The 16,568-nt window shown below is 62.7% G+C and carries 13 protein-coding genes; 9 read left to right on the top strand and 4 right to left on the bottom strand.

Going from position 1 to position 16,568, the window contains the following annotated elements; all coding sequences use genetic code 11:
- Positions 1-5 precede the first annotated feature (5 nt).
- Genes CXQ94_RS12980 through menC form a run of 3 tightly spaced genes read left to right on the top strand, consistent with a single transcriptional unit; the run spans position 6 to position 5,331 of the window.
- On the top strand, positions 6-3,371 hold the full coding sequence (locus CXQ94_RS12980) for a serine hydrolase (protein WP_104090895.1): 3,366 nt from the start codon (positions 6-8) through the stop codon (positions 3,369-3,371).
- Positions 3,368-4,201 (top strand): GNAT family N-acetyltransferase, encoded by an 834-nt coding sequence (locus CXQ94_RS12985; RefSeq protein WP_104090897.1) that lies wholly within the window; start codon positions 3,368-3,370, stop codon positions 4,199-4,201. The genes CXQ94_RS12980 and CXQ94_RS12985 overlap by 4 nt, the downstream gene beginning before the upstream one ends.
- 2 nt (positions 4,202-4,203) lie before the next feature.
- Positions 4,204-5,331, top strand: a complete 1,128-nt coding sequence (gene menC, locus CXQ94_RS12990) for an o-succinylbenzoate synthase (RefSeq protein WP_104090899.1) — start codon at positions 4,204-4,206, stop codon at positions 5,329-5,331.
- Between the two features lie 88 nt (positions 5,332-5,419).
- Here menC and CXQ94_RS12995 read toward each other — a convergent pair whose 3' ends face one another.
- The gene (locus tag CXQ94_RS12995) at positions 5,420-6,427 is read right to left on the bottom strand and encodes an N-acetylglucosamine kinase (RefSeq protein ID WP_181034208.1); all 1,008 of its coding nucleotides are present in this window, start codon (positions 6,425-6,427) and stop codon (positions 5,420-5,422) included.
- Between the two features lie 93 nt (positions 6,428-6,520).
- Between CXQ94_RS12995 and CXQ94_RS13000 the strand changes: the two genes are divergently transcribed.
- From CXQ94_RS13000 to CXQ94_RS13020, 5 genes are all read left to right on the top strand, one after another.
- Positions 6,521-7,492 carry a MurR/RpiR family transcriptional regulator gene (locus CXQ94_RS13000; protein WP_104090905.1) on the top strand — a complete coding sequence of 324 codons (972 nt, stop codon included), beginning with the start codon at positions 6,521-6,523 and terminating at the stop codon, positions 7,490-7,492.
- Entirely contained in the window at positions 7,485-8,249 is a 765-nt protein-coding gene (locus CXQ94_RS13005; RefSeq protein WP_219817050.1) for a sugar isomerase domain-containing protein, read from the top strand. Before CXQ94_RS13000 ends, CXQ94_RS13005 begins: the two co-directional genes overlap by 8 nt.
- Before the next feature lie 141 nt (positions 8,250-8,390).
- Positions 8,391-9,803, top strand: coding sequence for an N-acetylglucosamine/diacetylchitobiose ABC transporter substrate-binding protein (gene ngcE, locus CXQ94_RS13010; RefSeq protein WP_104090908.1), 1,413 nt, complete (start codon positions 8,391-8,393; stop codon positions 9,801-9,803).
- The gene (locus CXQ94_RS13015) at positions 9,800-10,792 is read left to right on the top strand and encodes a carbohydrate ABC transporter permease (RefSeq protein ID WP_258067064.1); all 993 of its coding nucleotides are present in this window, start codon (positions 9,800-9,802) and stop codon (positions 10,790-10,792) included. Before ngcE ends, CXQ94_RS13015 begins: the two co-directional genes overlap by 4 nt.
- Before the next feature lie 104 nt (positions 10,793-10,896).
- Positions 10,897-11,688, top strand: coding sequence for a carbohydrate ABC transporter permease (locus CXQ94_RS13020; RefSeq protein WP_258067073.1), 792 nt, complete (start codon positions 10,897-10,899; stop codon positions 11,686-11,688).
- 73 nt (positions 11,689-11,761) lie between these two features.
- Here CXQ94_RS13020 and CXQ94_RS13025 read toward each other — a convergent pair whose 3' ends face one another.
- Positions 11,762-12,334: a CGNR zinc finger domain-containing protein gene (locus CXQ94_RS13025; RefSeq protein ID WP_104090913.1), complete on the bottom strand. Its 573-nt coding sequence runs from the start codon at positions 12,332-12,334 to the stop codon at positions 11,762-11,764.
- Between the two features lie 83 nt (positions 12,335-12,417).
- Here CXQ94_RS13025 and CXQ94_RS13030 point away from each other — a divergent pair, with 83 nt between their 5' ends.
- Positions 12,418-13,431: a DMT family transporter gene (locus CXQ94_RS13030; RefSeq protein ID WP_104090915.1), complete on the top strand. Its 1,014-nt coding sequence runs from the start codon at positions 12,418-12,420 to the stop codon at positions 13,429-13,431.
- A 10-nt stretch (positions 13,432-13,441) separates the two neighbouring features.
- Here CXQ94_RS13030 and CXQ94_RS13035 read toward each other — a convergent pair whose 3' ends face one another.
- Both CXQ94_RS13035 and CXQ94_RS13040 read right to left on the bottom strand, forming a co-directional pair.
- Positions 13,442-14,134 (bottom strand): SDR family NAD(P)-dependent oxidoreductase, encoded by a 693-nt coding sequence (locus tag CXQ94_RS13035; RefSeq protein WP_104090918.1) that lies wholly within the window; start codon positions 14,132-14,134, stop codon positions 13,442-13,444.
- A 99-nt stretch (positions 14,135-14,233) separates the two neighbouring features.
- Complete coding sequence (locus CXQ94_RS13040; RefSeq protein ID WP_104090921.1) at positions 14,234-16,558, bottom strand: cation-translocating P-type ATPase; 2,325 nt, start codon at positions 16,556-16,558, stop codon at positions 14,234-14,236.
- Positions 16,559-16,568 lie beyond the last annotated feature (10 nt).

The raw sequence follows: 16,568 nt of genomic DNA on the forward strand, positions 1-16,568 counted from the left end.
AACTTATGACACGTGCACTGACCATTGAGGACCTGTCCCTCATCGCCACACCGAGCGAAACCGCCATCTCTCCGGATGGGGAACGTGTGGTTTACGTCCGCTCCAGCATCAAGGAGGGGACCCCGCACAGCGAACTGTGGATTGCCGGAGTGGGTGTTTCCCCGCGACGCCTCAGTTCCGGCCCGGGGGATTCATCCCCACACTGGAGCCCGGACGGTTCCGAGCTGCTGTTCCTACGCAAGCAGGGCAGCACAGCCCAATTGTTCACCATGGCCTCCAACGGCGGAGAAGCCCAACAACTCACGACGGCGGACTCCCTCCCCTTGGGCGCAGGGGCTGGCGTTTACAGCCCGGACGGCCTGCGCATTGCCTTCGCCGCACCGGTGCAACGTGCCGAGCATGCCGGAAAGGGCGCCGCCCCCCTGGTGACGGACCGTCTCGGGTACAAAGTGGACGGCGGGGGCTGGCTGGGCGACATTCGCGTTCACCTCTTCGTGGTGGAGCGTGAAAGCGGCACGCTCACACGCCTGAGCGACGGCGATTGGAACGCTGCAACACCGATTTTCTCACCCGACGGACTAGAGCTTGCCTACACCTCCGATCAGGAACCTGGCGCCGAACTCACCCTGAGCCGGTCCGCGTACAGCATCCGCCTTGACGTCCCGGGCGATAAACCACGCCGGCTCGGCACCGCGGCAGGCGTTCAGGCCCTGGCGTTCTGGCGTGCCGACGGAACCGCCGTCGTCGCCGTGGGCTCGGCACAGATGCAAGCCGGCGACGCCGACGTTCTGGTTTTGTCGACCGAAAACACTGCCGACCACCTCCTCACCGAAGAACTGGACCGCAGCGTCATGGTGGGTGCGCCCGGCTACCCGGGCGGCCTGCCAGCCCTTGCCGGCGGCCCAGACGGCGAGGAGATTCTCTTCTGCCTACGTGATCGCGGCTGGACTCACCTGTATGCAATCCCCGCCAACGGTGGTGCCGCACGGCCCTTGGTTGACGGCGCAAATCAGGTGGTCTCGGCACTTTCGCAAGCCACCGGGGCCCGCCGGGCATCGTTTGTGCTGACGAGCCAGGGCAGCTTCGGCGAGGTAGCCGTGGTTGACCTGGACACCCGCGAAGTGAGTGTGCTGACATCCCTGACTGAGCAGACGCTTGAGGATGTGGAGATTTTCGCGGCGGAGGAGCGCGAGTTTGAAATCTCCGACGGCGTGCGTGTCCACGGCTGGTTGCTGGCTGACCCCAAGACCAGCGGTCCAGCACCGTTGCTGCTGGATGTTCATGGCGGCCCACACAACGCCTGGAGCGGTGTTGCCGACGGCGCGCACCTCTACCACCAGGAATTGGCGGCCCGGGGCTGGCGTATTCTCACCCTGAACCCGCGGGGATCGGACGGCTACGGCCAGGAGTTCATGCGTGCCATCGTCGGCGCCTGGGGCCAAGCCGACGTCAACGATTTCCTGGAACCCATCGACGCCCTGATCGCCGAAGGCCTGGTGGATCCGGACCAGCTGGCCGTCACCGGCTACAGCTATGGCGGCTTCACGACGTCGTCCCTGACCACCAGGACCAACCGCTTCAGTGCCGCCGTGGCTGGCGGGCTGATCTGCAATTTTCTTAGCCTGCAGGGAACCAGTGACCTGGGCAACTTCCTGATCGACACGGCCCTTGGTGCCGATGTGCGGGATAGCCCGGCAGCACTGCTGAACGCCTCACCCATTGCCAAGGTGGACCAAGTCCGGACACCAACCCTGATCTTGCAGGGCGCCGCAGACGAACGCTGCCCGCTGACGCAGGCCGAAGAGTGGTTCTCGGCCTTGACCAACAAGAACGTAACCACCCGCATGGTGGCCTACCCCGGTGGCAGTCACTTGTTCATTCTCAATGGTGAGCTTAGCCATCGCCTTGACTACAACCGCAGGGTAGTGGACTGGGTGGAGCGCTACACCCGGACGCCGGAGCGGCCCAAGGCCATCTCCAAGGCACCCCGTGGCGCCGAGTATTGGCAGCGCCGCCTGGATACCCTCCGCGTTCGTTACGGCGTGACCGGGGCGCAGTTCGGCATCCTGGAACTCTCCGACCTTCCAGCCAATGGCACCGACGGGCGCCTGAATCAGGTGGTTGTCAGCTCTGGCGTGGCGAACAAGGCAACGGGGGTGCCCGTCACCAACGACACCTTGTTCCAGATTGGCTCGATCACCAAGGTGTGGACCGCCATGTTGGTCATGCAACTTGTTGATGACGGGTTGCTGGATCTTGACGCTACGGTGCGCACCTATCTGCCGGACTTTGCCCTGCTTGACCACCACGCGGCCACCCGCGTGACGGTGCGTCAGCTGCTGAACCACACCAGTGGAATCGATGGCGACCTCTTCAGTGACATGGGCCGCGGAGATGATTGCGTGGAACTGTACGTCAAGTCCCTCGCCAGCGCCGTCAACATTCACCCCCTGGGGGAGCGGTTCTCCTACTGCAATGCCGGCTTTGTTGTGGCCGGGCGCATTGTGGAGGTACTGCGAGGCGCCAACTGGGACACCGTGCTGCGCGAACGCCTCATCGAGCCACTGGGACTGACCCACACCTTCTCCCTGGCCGAGGACGCACCCCGCTTCAGCGTTGCCACCGGCCACTTCGGGGCTGGTGCGGCTGCGACCCCGACCCCCACCTGGCCGTTGACCCGCTCGGTGGGCCCCGCCGGGATCATCAACGCCCGCATGGCGGACCTGCTGGTATTCGCCGAGGCGGCCATGCGTGGCGGTACCCTGCCAGGGGGCAACCGCGTACTTTCCGAAGCCTCCGCAGCCCGGATGCTGGATGAAGAAATCGGGCTCCGCTCCGTTTTGCCTACGGCAACTGCCTGGGGTCTTGGCTGGTTCATGGAGGACTGGGACGGCCACTTGGTCTACGGCCACGACGGGACCACACTGGGCCAAAACGGGTTCCTGCGGATCTTCCCCGATCACGGTTTTGCCGTGGTACTTGCAGCATCCGGAGGGAAAACCGACGGCCTGTACAAGGAACTCTTCAGCGATGCGGCGAACGCGATTGCGGGAATCCAGGCAAGCGGCGGCATCCAACCCGGGGAAGGCAGCGGTGTTGCCGCGGAGCATCTGGGCTTCTTCGAATCCGGGGGAATCCACGTGGAGCTCGGCGTCGATGAAGAGAAGCCGGTGCTTCGCCTGGAGAGCAAGGGCGACCTCCTGCGCGAAGGCGCAGAACCCAAGTGGGACACGGTGCCGCTGCACACCATGGCGACCGCCGGTGTGTACGGAGTCAGTGAACCCGGTAAGGCCGGCTGGACCCAGGTCCGCCCCGTCGACGGCGGCGCCTATATTGGCTACCGATACGTCCCGCGCAAGGCCGCGCAATGAGCGCGGCACCGCAGACTCAGACCGACGCCGGAGACCTTGCCAGCACCTACGCCAGGGAAAGCGGGGTGGAGATCAGGGAACTGCACGATCCTGCCGAAATGGTGGCCGCCTCCAAATTGCTGGCGGAGGTATGGGGGATCGATCCTGCCAAACCCCAAGTAAACCCGGGCATGATGGTGGCGCTGGCCCACGCAGGAAACTACGTAGCGGGCGCCTTTGACGGGCAGCAGATGGTGGGTGCCGGTATTGGATTCTTCCACACACCCAACGACAACGCCCTGCACTCCCACATCACCGGGGTGGTTGGCGGCCGCGTAGGCGGCGGGATCGGCAAGGCGCTGAAGTTTCACCAACGGGGCTGGTGCCTTGCCCGTGGTGTTGACTCCATGACATGGACTTTTGACCCCCTTGTAGCCCGGAATGCGTTCTTTAATTTTGAACGCCTTGGCGCCCGGGCCGGCGTGTACCTGCCCAACTTCTACGGGGACATGGACGATGACCTGAACCGCAGCCAGGACACAGACCGGCTCATGCTCACTTGGAATCTGGGCGGCACGGGAACGGGCTCCCCCCGAGAGCTCCCCGAGGTACCCGTGGCGGCACTGCGCCGGGGCGCCCACGGTCCAGTCCTCGATCTAGACCTCGACCCGGCCACCATGGTGTGCCGTGTTGAAATTCCCACCGACATTGAAAAAATGCGTCGGGAGAGCCCGTCTGCCGCCGAACAATGGCGGCCGGCACTTAGGAATGCACTCACCCCGCTTCTGGCGGACGGCTGGCAGATCGCCGGCTTCGATCGAAGCGGTTTCTACCGTATGGAAAGGTACTGAGCATGCGTATTCTCAATGTGGAGCTGATCACCGTCAGCCTTCCACTTGTCAGCCCCTTCACCACCTCCTTCAGCACGCAAACGCAGCGTTCACCGTTGCTGATCAAGCTGACCGCCGATGTGGACGGCGACGTCGTAGTGGGTTGGGGGGAGTGCGTCACCCTTCAGGACCCGCTGTATTCGGAGGAATACCTTGACGGTGCGCGCGACGTATTGCGGCGCTACTTGATACCGCGGCTCTACGCCTGGCAGGATGCCGGGAATAGTCTCAGCGCCGAGACGGTGGGCCACGTGCTGCGGCACATTGTGGGGCACCGGATGGCCAAGGCCGCCCTGGAAATGGCGGTACTTGACGCCCAGCTGCGCGCAAGCGGGCAGTCCTTTGCCAGCTACTTTGGCGCAACCGTCAACTCCGTGCCCTCTGGCGTATCCGTGGGCATTGAGAACTCAATTGAGCACCTGCTGGAGGTGGTGGGCGACTTCCTGGACCAGGGGTACGTTCGCATCAAGCTCAAGATCAAACCGGGCTGGGACATTGCCCCGGTCCGCGCCGTGCGTGAGAAGTTCGGTGACATTCCCCTGCAGGTGGATGCCAATGCCGCCTACACGCTGGTGGATGCGCCCCTGCTGCGTCAGCTGGACGCCTTCGATCTGCTGCTGATTGAGCAGCCACTGGCCGAGGACGATCTGCGCCAGCATGCCCTCTTGGCCAAGCAAATGAGCACGCCCATGTGCCTGGATGAGTCCATTGTTTCGGCAACGGCCGCCGCGGATGCCATTGCACTTGGGGCCGTTGATGTCATCAACATCAAGCCAGGGCGGGTGGGCGGCTACCTGGAAGCCCGTCGCATCCACGACATCGCCGCGGCAAATGGCATCGCCGTGTGGTGTGGAGGCATGCTCGAGTCAGGTCTGGGACGTGCGGCCAATGCTGCACTGGCCGGAATGAGCGGGTTTACCTTACCGGGGGATATATCCGCCTCGGACCGGTTCTACAAATTGGACATCACCGAACCCTTCGTTCTCGACGGCGGACGGATCGCCATCCCGACCGGTCCAGGTTTGGGCGTGGAACCCCTCCCCGAAGTTCTCAAAGACCTCACGGTTCACACGGAAACCGTTTCCAACTGATCCTTGGCCATCAAAGCCGTGGGGACCCGCCAAATGGCGGGTCCCCACGGCTTTTTGCTCGCTGATTCAAGCGCTTTTCGGTGGGACGCTACCCGCGCAATGACGCCAGGCTTGACGTGATGCGCTCAAATACGGTGGCGTCCACCATTTCGCCGTTGCGTTTAAGGGCAAGCACCGCGGCCCCCACCACGCCGTCGGCAACCAGGGCCGGCTCCGTTTTAAACGCGCCGTCGGGGTGGCCGGCAGATTCGCCCGCCTGCCCCAGCTGTGTCAACACCGCCGCCCCCACGGTGCCGCCCTTGGTGAGAACACTGCCGCCAAAAACCAGCGGCCCTGAGATGGCGGGGTCCACTACCGCCCTCAGGGTCTGTGCCAGTGCGGCGGCGCAGCGGGCAATGATCTGTTGGGCAACGGCATCCTCCGGGACGGCAAAAACCAGGGGCGCGAAGCGCGACAGTTCAATAGGGCGCAGTTCATAGGTCTTTACGATCAGTTGCTGCTGGGCACTGACGCGTCCCTGGGTTCGCGAGTCAGGGTCCACGGTGATCCCCAGATCCTCCAGCACCAAGTTGGTCAGGGCCGTGGGCGTTCCGCGGCCGTCCAATGCCGCAGCAACGGCGCGGGCCACCTCATGGCCAAGCCAGAATCCTGACCCCGTATCGCCCAAGAGCCAGCCTGTCCCGTCGGCGACGGCTGCGAGCCGGCCACCGGCAATACGGGCCGCCACGGCTCCCGTGCCGGCTATCAAGGCGTATCCATCATCTTGATAGGTTCCGGAGTAAAAGGCGGCCAATAAGTCAGATTCAATCACTGCTTGCCCGGTCAGACCCAGCGTCACGAACCGCTCTTGAAACAAATGTGTCGGCAAATCAAGGGACGCGCCGGCCATGGCCAGCGTCACCGCAGCGAGCGGCGCGCGGGCATCTCCCACTGCACTGTTCGAGGCCGCCAAGAGCGCCTCCAAGGCCCCGTCAAAACCCCTAGAAACCGGGTTTCCGCCACCCGATGTGCCGTATCCCAGACACTGTCCGAAGTGGGTCAAGAACACCGCTCGGGTCGAGGTTCCGCCGGCGTCAATTGCAAGGTAGTTAGGCATTGTTATCATTCTGTGTCTTAGATGTGACTTGACTTACATCGCTGGTGATAATAGTTTTCAGTTAGCAGTCACCGAAAAGAAATGGATTTTCACATGTCATCGTTCGCGCCATCCCTTGCAGCAGTGAACGCTGCCGGCGTCGTGAACCGTATTCAGGCAAAACTACCCGACATGCCGACTGCAATGGCCAAGATCGGAACGTTTCTTTTGGAACATCCGCAGGCGCCGTTGGAATTGTCCATCATGGAACTGGCCGAGCAAACAAAAACTTCGCCCGCAACCGTCACGCGCTTTTGCCGCCTTCTTGGTTATGCCGGGTATGTGCCATTTCGTGTCAGCATCGCCTCCGACGTGGGACGCAGTGACGCCCGCGAGTCGTGGAAAGCCGACATCGGCCGCGCTTTCGGCCCCGACGATTCCGCCCGCGATGTGCTGAGCACCCTTGTTAACGCCCACACGCGTTCACTCGAGGAAACGGCTGCGGTCATGGACCTGGCGCTCATGAACAAGATTGCCCGCCGCATTGCCATGTGCACCCATGTGGACATCTATGGCATCGGTGGCAGTGCTGTCATGGCAAAGGAAATGCAGTCACGCCTGTACCGGATCGGCATCAACGCCCATCACTGGTCCGAGGTCCACGCCGGTCTGACCAGCGCCGCTATTCAGGACTCAAACTCGGTGGCCATTGGCATCTCCAACACCGGGCGCACCGAAGAGACCATTCAAATGTTGCGTGAAGCCGGCGAGGCCGGCGCCTTGACCGTGGCGCTGAGCAACAACCCGGGCTCACCGTTGGCCGAAAGTGCCGACGCCGCCATCATCACCTCCGTTCACGAACAATTCCTGCAACCGGACGATCTTTCGGCCAAGCACGTTCAACTACTCGTCCTGGACTTGCTCTACCTTTTGGTAGCCCAGGTGAACTTTGCCCAGACCACCTCCAAGCTGGCCTCCTCGGCGATGGCAGTTTCCCCTCATCGCCGCCCAACCCGGGCTGCGCGCCTGGAGCTGGGCACCCACCGAGGACAGCGCACTACCGGAAGGAGCCCCAAGCGTGTCTGAGAACATCAATGCTTATAGCTTGGAAGTATCCACCCGCCTGGACGCCCTCACTGAGTGGGCCGTGGCCGGCGGCCTGAATGAGGCCGCCGAGGCGCTGGCGCAGACCTTGAGTGACGGGGGCGTTATTCAGGCCTTCGGCACCGGCCACTCCGAGGCGTTCGCCATGGAGATCGCCGGCCGCGCCGGAGGGTTGATCCCCACGAGCAAGATCGCCCTGCGGGACCTGGTGCTCCATGGGGAGCGGGATGTTGCCGTGCTTGATTCGCTGGAAGGCTCCGTCTTGGAGCGCGAAACTGGCATCGCCAAGGAGTTGTTCGATCTCTCCTTGGTGGATCCGCGCGACATATTTCTTATTGCTTCAAACTCCGGCGTGAACGGCTCGATCGTTGGCTTGGCGCTTATTGCCAAGGAACGCGGGCATAAAGTGATCGCCGTCACCAGCCTTGAACACACGAATGCAGTCGAAACAAAGCACCCAAGTGGGATGCGTCTCAGTGAGATTGCCGATATTGTTATCGATAACAGGGCGCCTTTTGGCGACACAACCCTCGAAGTTTCCGGCGGAGGAGGTGTTGGTGCGGTTTCATCGATCACGGCAGCGTACATAGCGCAGCTGTTGACCATTGAAACCGTCCAATGCCTGGTCCGTGCGGGGAAGAAACCGCCCATCTATGTTTCGGCAAATATCCCGGGCGGGGACGAACACAATACCGCTTTAGTGGGCCAGTACGCTGGCCGGCTCAGGCGTGAGGCGTGATTCCAGCAGCCGTGTAGCAGCAAGTCAGCTACAGCTCGTGAGGCCGCCGCATGAATTGCAGTGAAATGCAGTAACAGTTCAAAAAGTACAAAGCAGTACCTTTTTTAGCGTTCGTACCATCAACGGAAGGCAGTACCTAGAATGAGCATTCAGAACAAGCCGCTGCAGCGTCGTGGATTCCTCCGCGGTGCCCTGGCCACCGCCGTTCTTGTCCCCATGGGTGGGGCCCTGGCTTCTTGCGCCGGCGGCTCCGGGACGGCAGCAAGCTCCGCTGCGGGCGGGGACGTCTCCGCCACCAACCCGTTTGGCGTTGCCAAGACCGGCGCACTTGACGCCGTCATCTTCAAGGGCGGCTACGGCATCGACTACGTCGATTTCGCCGGCGCCATCTTCACCAAAAACTACCCGGGCGTCACCGTCAAGATCAGCCCGTCCACGGACATCGCCCAGGAACTGCAGCCGCGCTTCGTCGGTGGCACACCTCCGGACCTCATTGACAACTCCGGTGCCAAGTCCATCGGCTTTGCCACCATCTTGGACCAGCTCGAGGACCTTAAGTCCATCACCGAGGCCAACAACCTTGAGGGCACCAAGATTGCCGACACCCTGTACGACGGCGTTCTGGCACCGGGCACCTTCGATGGCAAGGTTGCCGCCATCAACTACGTGCTCACGGTCTACGCCGTGTGGTACTCGGCCAGCTTGTTCAAGGCCAACAACTGGACCGTTCCCACCACCTGGGACGAGGCCATGGATCTGGGCGCCAAGGCCAAGGCGCAGGGCAAGTACCTGTTCCTCTGGGGCAAGGAAGCTGCCACGTACTACCTGACCATGGCCATCGAGTCGGCCATCAAGGAAGGTGGCGACACGGTACGCGTCAACCTTGAGAACCTCAAGCCCGACTCCTGGTCTCAGCCGGCCGTGCAGGCCGTCTTTGGCGCCCTGGAAAAGATCGTCAAGGCCGGCTACGTCAAGCCCGGTGGCGCCGGTACCCAGTTCACGGCCGCCCAGGCACAGTGGTCCAACAACCAGGACGCCCTGCTGTACCCGTCCGGTTCATGGATCGAAAACGAAATGAAGGACCAGACCAAGGCCGACTTCCAGATGACGGGTGCTCCCACCCCCGTTGTCACGAGCAGTCCGAAGATCGCCCAGAGCGGTGTTCGTTCCGCAGCCGGCGAGCCCTTCATTGTTCCCAGCAAGGGTGTCAACGTCGCTGCCGGCAAGGAATTGCTGCGCATCATGCTTTCCAAGGATGCTGCCGTCAACTTCGCCAAGACCAAGCTGGCTCCCACAGTAGTCAAGGGCACCGTTCCGGCGGACGGCTTCGGCTCCACCGCATTGGTCTCCCAGACGACCATGCTGGACAAGGCCGGCAAGAACATCTTCACCTGGAACTTCATCGACCTGTACGGCATGAACGCCGACCTGCTGGTGCCGTGGAACTCCTTCCTCGCCGGTGATCTTGACGCTGCTGGCCTGACCAAGGCCCTGCAGGACATCACCGACAAGGTCGCCAACGACAGCTCGGTCAAGAAGATTGAAGTGAAGTGACTCAAGTAGCAAACCATGTGAAGCCGGGCGGCGACCTTCCAGTCGCTGCCCGGCGGCGCCGGAAAAAACTGACGTTCGATAAGGTCAGCTTCATGGCAGTCTTTTTGGGCCTGCCATTGGTGATCTATCTGGTCTTCGTGATCTCGCCGTTTGTCCAAGCGGTGTACTACTCGATGACCAGCTGGAGCGGCTTCGATGCCAACATGCCGTTCATTGGCTTCGATAATTATGTCAAGCTCTTCAACGATGACATCTTCATGATCTCGGTCCGCAACAGCATCACCTTGGCCATCTTCCTGCCGGTCATCACCGTCATCTTGGCCCTGGTATTGGCCACGCTGGTGACCATTGGGGGCAGCAGCCGCGGTCAGATCAAGGGCCTGAAGGGCGCTGGTTTCTACCGGATCGTCTCCTTCTTCCCCTACGTGATCCCCGCCGTCGTCATCGGCATCATCTGGGCACAGATCTACGACCCCAGCTCGGGACTGCTCAACGGCCTCCTGAACGCTGTTGGTCTGGACGGCCCCGCCAACGGCATGCTGGGCGATTCACGCACGGCCATGATCGCCTCCATGGTGGTCATCGTCTGGGGCTTTGTGGGCTTCTACATGATCTTGTTCATCGCAGCCATCAAGGGCATCCCCGCGGAGACCTTTGAAGCCGCCCGCATTGACGGCGCCGGACGTTTCCGCACGGCCATCACCATCACCATCCCGCTGATCCGTGACAACATCCAGACGGCCTACGTCTACATGGGCATCCTGGCCCTGGACGCCTTTGTCTACATGTCGGTTCTGAACTCCACCGGCGGGCCGGCCAACTCCACCTTGGTCATGTCCCAGAAACTGTTCACCACCGCATTCTCCAAGGGCCAGTTCGGCCTGGCCTGTGCCATGGGTGTTGTCCTGGCAGTCATGACCTTGATTTTCTCGGCGCTCGTATTCTTGGTGAATCGCCTCACCGGTGGCAGTAAGGATGTGTCCAACTAATGTCACTCAAACTCTCCAAGAGGTCTTCCGAAATCGAAGGCCATGTGGAACGTAAGCCCAAGGAGTCCAAGGGCGACAAGGTTGTAGCCGGCGTTTCGCACACCATGCTCGCCTTGTGGTCCCTGATGGTCCTGGTACCCCTTGGCTGGACCCTGCTGTCATCCTTCAAGCAGACCAAGGAAATCTTCGCCTCGCCGTTCTCCCTGCCCGAAACATGGCAGTTCCAGAACTACATCAACGCCTGGAATTCGGCCGGCATTGGGACTTACTTCTTCAACACCGTGATCGTGGTGGCCTCCGCTCTCATCATTGTCATGGTGCTGGGTTCCATGTGCGCCTACGTCCTGGCCCGCTATGTGTTCCCCGGCTATCGTGCGGTGTACTACCTCATGCTTGCCGGACTGACGTTCCCGATCTTCCTGGCAATTGTGCCCTTGTTCTTCATTTTGAAGAACATTGGATTGCTCAACACCTTGCCCGGGTTGATCATCGTGTACGTCTCCTTCGCTCTGCCGTTCACCGTCTTCTTCCTGTTCTCCTTCTTCAAGGCCCTTCCCGGGGAAATTGCTGAAGCGGCACAGATCGACGGCGCCGGTGAGTGGCGCACGTTCTTCCAGGTCATGCTGCCCATGGCCAAGCCGGGCCTCGCCTCCGTGGCCATCTTCAACTTCCTGGGCCTGTGGAACCAGTACCTGATTCCCGTCGCCATCAACACCAAGCGCGAGAACTATGTCCTTTCCCAGGGCATTGCCTCCGTCGCCGGCCAGATGGGCTACGCGGTGGACTTCGGTCAGCTGTTCGCGGCCGCCATCATCGTGGTGGTGCCGGTGCTGATCGTGTACGTGATCTTCCAGCGCCAGCTCCAGGGCTCGGTGTCCGCAGGAACCATGAAGTAGCGGTTACCCGCACTCGAACGGGGAGTAGTTGTTGATGTTGGACGCCAACATCAACAACTACTCCCCGTTCGATTTATTTAACGGCCAACTTACGACGGCGGTACGCGGCCACGTGGGCGCGATTGCCGCAGTTTCCGGTATCGCAATACCGGCGCGAGCGGTTCTTGGACAGGTCGATCAACACCGCCCGGCAGTCATCGGCGGCGCACACTTTGAGCCGGCCGAGCTCCTTGCTGCGAATCACATCCACCAAGCCCATGGCCGCCTCCACACCCATGCGCTGGGCGAGCGGCGCTGCGGGGGCGGTGGCGTGCAAATGCCAGTCCCACTGGTCGTGCTTGACCAGCTGGGGGAGTGCCTGGGCGCGGGAAAGCAGCGAGTTCACCATGGCCACGGCGGTGTTTTCATCCGCCGTCCAGATGTTGCGCAGCTCCTCGCGCATGCGGTGAACGGCGGCGAGTTCGCCCTTGGAGTGCTCCCGCGAACCGGTGAATTGCTCCGCCGCAACAAACGCGTCAAGCTGCTCGATGGTGGCCAGCGAGTCGCTCTCCGAGTCGGTTTCGGCGGGGCCGTTGGCGGTGGGGGCCGTGTTGATCAAGTTGGCGGCCGATACCAAGGCAACCTCGGTGTCATTAGCAAAGACCATGTTGACTCCTGACTTATTGCGAGCGTAGTGTCATCAGTCTAACGCCTTACACTCCTGACATCTTCTGACACTACGGATGCGCCATGACTTCACCAGAAACTCCCGCTCTCAGCCGCAAGGCATCTCCGGCCCTGCTGCTGGCTTTCGTTTCGGCAGCTGCCTTTGGCCTCTCCGGCTCCTTTGCCAAGTCCCTGTTCGACGCCGGCTGGTCACCGGGCGCCGCCGTCGCCGTCCGCATTGGTGGCGCCGCCGTCGTCCTGCTCATTCCCGCAGTCATCATTTTGCTGCGACAGTGGGAAACCGTGAAGGGATCTCTCCTGCGGATTGCCATCTATGGCGTGGTGCCCATTGCCCTGTGCCAGCTGTTCTTCTTTAACGCCGTGGCGCACCTGTCCGTGGGCGTGGCCTTGCTGTTGGAGTATCTCTCGCCGGTGCTGCTGGTGGGCTGGGCTTGGCTCATGACGCGATCCCGCCCGCGCGCACTGACCATTCTGGGTGCGGTGAGCGCCATGGGCGGACTGGTGTTGGTGCTTGATTTGGCGGGGGGACAGAAGGTCAGCGTGGAAGGAATCCTGTGGGGGCTTGCCGCCGCAGTCTGTTCGGCCGTCTACTTTGTCATGTCCGCCCGTGCCAATGACAATGTCCCGCCGATCCTCATGGCCGGCGGTGGCATGGCCGTAGGTGCCGCGGCAATCTTTGGCCTGGGCCTCACCGGGGTCATGCCGCTAGTGTTCTCCACCACCGATGTCGTTTTCGCCGGGAGCCAGGTGCCATGGTTTGTGCCGGTGCTCGGGCTCGTACTGATTACTACGGTGTTTGCCTACGTGGTGGGCATTATGGCCACCCGCGGCCTGGGCTCCAAAGTGGCATCCTTCGTGGCGCTTTTTGAGGTGCTTTTTGCTGTTGTGTGGGCGTGGATCCTGCTCGGGGAATTGCCGCGGGTGGTGCAACTGCTGGGCGGGGCCCTCATCATGTTCGGCGTGGTCATGGTGCGCCTGGATGAACTCCGTGGGCCCTTCCAGCGCGGCCCCGGCTATGCCGTGGACCTTGAACTGGCCGCTGCCGCCCCGGCTGAACACCGGGACCCAAACAGCTAAACTGTGCGGGCTACCAGGGCAGCGTTCCTGAACGGTCCTTGTAAGTACCGCTGGGCCCATCAGCTCCGGCCATGGCCGTTGCGACGATCACCTCGGCGCCTTCTTCCACTGTTTGGGTGCCACGGTTTCCGTTGAATTCGGTGTTGGTGTAGCCGGGATCCACGGCGTTGATGCGCAGCTCGGGAAAGGCCTTTGCGTACTGTGTGGTGAGCATGTTCACGGCGGATTTGGAGGAGGAATACACCACCGAATGAAGCGCCGATTCTCCCCGGGCGGGATCCGAGGTGATGGTGATTGAGCCCATGCCCGAGCTGACGTTCACGATTGCCCCGCTCGATTCGCGCAACAGCGGAAGGAAGGCGTGAATCATTCGCACAGTGCCGAAGACGTTCACATCGTAGACCTCCTGGAGGCTGCCAGCTGTGACGTCCGCGGGGGACGCGAACGCACCGGAGATGCCGGCATTGTTGACCAGAACGTCCAGGCGGCCCGCCTCCGCGCGAATCCTTTCCGCGGCGGCCGTCACGGAGGCGTCCGAGGTGACGTCGAGTTCAATGAAGTGTCCGCCAACGGATTCGGCGGCCGCCCGGCCGCGTCCGGCGTCCCGGCACCCAAGGTAAACGGTGTGTCCGGCTGCAACAAGTTGGCGTGCGGTTTCAAAACCGAGGCCCTTATTGGCGCCGGTGATCAAGGTAGTTGTCATGGCTCCAGTGTGCTCCCGATCCGGCCAGCCCAACAGGGCCGGCACGCAAAACGGCCCGCCCCGACGCATTCGGGACGGGCCAGTTTTGATTCAGGGGCGTTACTTGCCGAAGCGGCGCAGTCGCAGCGAGTTCGCCACCACCAGGACCGAGCTGGCGGCCATCGCGGCGCCGGCAATCATCGGGTTCAACAGCCCCAGGGCTGCCACCGGGATGCCGATCGCGTTGTAGAAGAACGCCCAGAACAGGTTCGTCTTAATGGTGCCCAGCGTCTTGCGCGACAGCGCAATGGCGGTGGCCACCTGGCCCAGATCGTTGCCCATGACCGTCAGATCCGCCGCCTCGATCGCAACGTCGGTGCCCGATCCCATGGCAATGCCAAGATCGGCCTGCGCCAGGGCTGCTGCGTCGTTGACGCCGTCGCCGGCCATAGCCACCGTGGCTCCGGCGGCCTGCAACTTCTTGACCGCCTCCACCTTGCCCTCGGGCAGGACGTCGGCAAACACGTCCTCGGGCGCAATCCCCACCGTTGCAGCCACCTGGGCTGCCACCGCTGCGTTGTCACCGGTGAGCAGGATGGGCCGCAAACCCAGTTCCTTGAGCCTGGCAATGGCCTCAACGGATCCGGCCTTGATGGTGTCCTTCAACGCGATCAGGCCAGCAGCCTTGCCGTCCACAGCCACCCAGATGGCGGTGGTGCCGCGCCGTTGCGCCGTCACCAAGGCCGCCCGGTCGGCTTCGGAGAGTTCGACGCCGTTTTCCTCCAGCCAGCCTGCCCGGCCGGCCAGCACGGTGTTGCCTTCGATCACGGCGCGCACCCCGCCGCCCGGGGCCGAGGTGAATTCTTGGACCTCGGGCAGGTCGCCCCTGGTGCGGGCGTGGTCGGCAATGGCGTGGGCAATGGGGTGTTCGCTGTGGGATTCCACGGCCCCAGCCATGCGCAGGACGTCGGCTGGGGGTACCTGGGCGAGGGGCACGACGTCGACCACGCTCAGCTTGCCCTCGGTGACGGTGCCGGTCTTATCCAGCAGGATGGTGTCCACCGTGCGGGTGTCCTCCAAAACCTGCGGGCCCTTGATGAGGATGCCCAGCTGGGCTGCCCGGCCCGTGCCGGTCAGCAGACCAACAGGTGTTGCAAGGCCCAGGGCGCAGGGGCAGGCGATGATCAGAACCGCAACGGCGGCGGTGAACGCTGCCTGCACGTCGCCGCTGAAGATCAGCCACAGGGCGAAGGTGAGTACGGCGATGACCAGCACGACCGGCACGAACACGGCGCTGATCCGGTCCGCGAGGCGCGCAATAGGTGCCTTGCCTGCCTGTGCGGCGCTGACCAGCTTGCCCATCTGCGCCAGCGTTGTCTCCGCGCCCACACGGCTTGCCCGCACCAGCAGGCGACCGGAAGTGTTGATGGTGGCGCCGGTGACAGCGTCATCCACGGTGACATCCACGGGCAGGGACTCACCGGTGATCAGGGAGGTGTCCACGGCGGAGGTGCCGTCGGTGATGATGCCGTCGGTGGCGATCTTCTCGCCGGGCCGCACCACGAAGATCTCACCCACGGCCAGTTCGGCCGCAGGGACCTTGACCTCCACGCCGTCGCGCAGCACGGTGGCTTCCTTGGCGCCAAGGCTCAGCAGAGCTTTGAGTGCGTCACCCGCCTTGGACTTCGCCTTGGCCTCCAAGTAACGCCCGAGTAGCAGAAAGGTGACCACCACGGCGGAGACCTCAAAGTACAGGGGGGCGTGCCCGCTCATGTGGGCGCCATGGGCCGTCAGCATCGGATCCATCAGCATGGTGACCGTGGAAAACAGGAACGCCGCGCTGACGCCGATGGAGACCAGGGTGTCCATGGTGGAGGCGAAGTGCCGGGCGTTGATGGCCGCGGCCCGGTGGAACGGCCAGGCCGACCACGTCACCACCGGCAATGTCAGTGCGCCAACAACCCAGCCCCACTGAGGGAATTGCAGGGCGGGGAACATGGAAATCAGGAACACCGGGATGGTCAGGATGGCGGCCAGGATCAGCCGGGGACGCAGCGACGCGGCGGTTCCGCCGTGCGCCATGTGGTCGGTGTGATCCATGCCCTCGTGGCCGGGCTCGTGGTCCATGCCCTGGTGGGAATCGAGCGAACCGTGTGCACCGGCGTCGTGCATGGGCATGGTCCGCGTGGCGGGATCGTTCTTCACGGTGGCCTTGTAACCGGTGGCGTTCACAGTGTCGATGATCTGCTGGTTGGTAATGCCGGCAGGGACGGTGACCTGGGCCGATTCCAGCGGGAGATTGACCGAAGCGCTGACGCCGTCGAGCTTGCCCAGTTTGCGTTCAACCCGGCTGACGCACGAGGCGCAGGTCATGCCTTCGATGTCGAGTTCGACCGTGCGCGGGCCGGGGGTGGCGGTTTGGGACAAAATCTCTGACGCGCTCATGGCGCTCCTT

This window comes from Arthrobacter sp. GMC3 (assembly GCF_002929305.1).
In the GTDB taxonomy this organism is placed as follows: domain Bacteria; phylum Actinomycetota; class Actinomycetes; order Actinomycetales; family Micrococcaceae; genus Specibacter.